Raw genomic sequence first — 2,779 nt, forward strand, 5'->3', positions numbered from 1 at the left:
TTACCTTTTCATTATTAACATTTTTCGTATATGGTTTGAGAATTTCACGGTGCCTGGGCAGTATACTCTTTTCCCACTCATCCATAAGGTTCATCAACTCCTCGTCTCCGTCGAATGATAGGTAAACCTTGATGCCAAGCCGATATACTTGTTTATCGTAGTTGCTTAGGGTATTTAGGTCATAAATGAACTTAGTATAAAAATCAATAATATTGTCAATTTTCAAGAAAGATGCTTGCTTTTCTAAAAGATTAAAATATTCCTTCTTAATAATTTCATCAAACAACTCTTTTTTATTTTTGTAGTAATAATAAATCATAGGCAGAGAGCAATTCACATCTCTGGCAATATTACGAATCGTTGTTCCATGATAACCGTTGGTGTTGAAATGTTCAACAGCCACTTCTTTTATTCGCTCTCGTAAATCTTTTTCTGGCATAAGGCACCTCCTTTTACCTAACGTTCGTTAGTATTATATCATACCAAATATTTTTTTGTCAACAGTCTTTAGTTAAATATTCCTGGATTTTATTTATTGTGCCTTACATAGATAGAGCTGCCACTTAAGCACTTAATATTTTTAATATACATTATCATTCGTTTTACAGAGTTATTTAATATTTTATCAGTATAGCTTATTGAAAAGATCAGTACTATAATCACTAATATCTGATATATTGAGCAGTTAACCATACCCGTGTGCATAATTTAACATTACAGTGTGCAAAAAAATCCTATCTTAAATTCATCCACAAAAACAAACAAACCTTCTTAAAATTAAGGGGTTTTATATTATCAATATTTAAGTTCTGGACAAACACATAGGTCTACCCCTACTATAAAGAATGCGTCATAAATCTAACTTAAAAAACATTCTAACTGCTTCTCTTTAGTAAAATCGGGAAACTACTAAACTAACTGCGGCATACGAAATTATCCATACCATAAAATCCTTTATAAACAACCCTAAGTCAAACTTATCTGTAAAAGGATTATAATATGATATTCCAGTAAACCTACGAATTAATCTTGCAACAAAAATAGTGATTAAAAATATAACAAATTGATTTTTCAACTTACATATCTCCTTTCTGCTTATCGCTAAATTGTGCACCTACCTTTTTTCTCCTTATTAACTACTCCTATTGAATATAATAAAGAAATGCGTCGTAACTTAAATCACTCATTTTTCTCATAGACTAATACGTATTATTTAACTTAAACTCGTTCCCTCCCTTTAAATAACAATCGAAAAATTCAAGGCAGATCTTGTTAATCATTTTAAGGCAGTCTTCAGTACCTTTTGTTGATTCCTTTCCGTTGAACACGCGTGTCAAAAATGGACTTGTCAATGCTAGGTCAGTTAGAGTAAAATGCCCCACGCCACTAATATGGACATTAAATGCTGTTGGATTATTATTAAAAAGCAGAGAATAATTTTGAGCATATTGTGGCCAGTCAGCTAAATGATCCCATGAGCTGTCCGAATACACATTAAATACAGGTATCGGATATTCTTCATCAATAAAAACAAACTGACCGTTCTTAATGCCCCTAATATCACACATAAATGGTGCTTCGAGGGCGATGACAGCACTAACATCTTTTCTCATTCTGCCTATACCAAGTGCTGCTGAACCTCCAAGAGAATGTCCCATAATACCAATTTTTGTTGTGTTTACATGTTTGTATACCGTATCCGACGCATTGTTCTTTGCTTGTTCAAGTATATAATCTATCACAAAACTAATGTCATCTATACGTACCTTCATCCACTTTTGATAATACTCATAACTTTGCTGTTTGTTGGATTCTGCATTGTCGGCAGTTAACTCCTTCACAAAACTCTTATCTACATATGTAGTATATCCATTCTCATCAGTAGTAAATAAGCATTGGTAAGTATGATCAATTGAACATACCACGTAACCATGACTTGCGAGTTCATTATACAGTGTTTCATTACTTTTTTTAATGCCTAATGCACCATGGGAAAAAACTATCAAAGGATATGTCCCGTCTGCATTTTTAGGATACCATAGCTCCACATTCAATTTTCTATTTTCACCAGTCTTGGTATAGGTTTCAATTCGTTTTGTATCTGTATATGTATAGGTTGCAATTGAAACTTGATATGGCCCTGTCCAATTTATTGGCTCATACTGTGGGAATATGATTGAAGGTAAAGTTACCACAAAGATAATCACTATCATTCTTATTGTTTTCATAGCAACACTCACGGTTTTATATGATCTTTTTTCTTGCTTGTTCTTAATTAATCCCACTACCCCGATTACCGCTAGTAAAGTTAGTAAGGCGGCTAAAGTGTAATAACGAAAACTCCAATCAATTATTGACAGGGTAATAAGCAGTATAAAGCTAATAAATGTGACAATTCTAATAATACTTCTTACCTTTTGTTGATTAGATTTTGTAATAATGCAGAAAACTGCAAATGCAATTTCAATAACAATCAAAATTAGAAATGTAAAATTTCCCATTTTCCTTCATCTCTCCATTTTGTAGAATCTAAATAATCTCCACTTTAATAATGATATGTCTTTAGCCTACCAATATGTCTAAATGTTTTGCGTAACGAATAACCCCTATGTTTCTTCCTACTAGATGAATGCAATAATTGACTTAGAAACTTTCCATTTACCGCTGTTGTATTATTTATTTTAAGGAAATACTGGTGATTTATTTTGTAATTATACCTTCTATCATCATCATTATGAGAAGAATCAATTAAATCCCCAATATCAAAACAATCAAAATT

At 32.0% G+C, this 2,779-nt stretch carries 3 protein-coding genes; all 3 read right to left on the bottom strand.

Annotated features, from left to right (window positions below; genetic code table 11):
- Positions 1-439 (bottom strand): TetR/AcrR family transcriptional regulator (locus Q7P22_RS14585; protein WP_303865115.1); only part of this gene is annotated, 439 nt, incomplete at its 3' end.
- Between the two features lie 760 nt (positions 440-1,199).
- Positions 1,200-2,477 (bottom strand): acetylxylan esterase, encoded by a 1,278-nt coding sequence (locus Q7P22_RS14590; protein ID WP_303865116.1) that lies wholly within the window; start codon positions 2,475-2,477, stop codon positions 1,200-1,202.
- A 68-nt stretch (positions 2,478-2,545) separates the two neighbouring features.
- Positions 2,546-2,779 (bottom strand): hypothetical protein (locus Q7P22_RS14595; protein WP_303865117.1); only part of this gene is annotated, 234 nt, incomplete at its 5' end.

This window comes from Alkalibaculum bacchi (assembly GCF_937875145.1).
In the GTDB taxonomy this organism is placed as follows: domain Bacteria; phylum Bacillota; class Clostridia; order Eubacteriales; family Alkalibacteraceae; genus Alkalibaculum; species Alkalibaculum bacchi_A.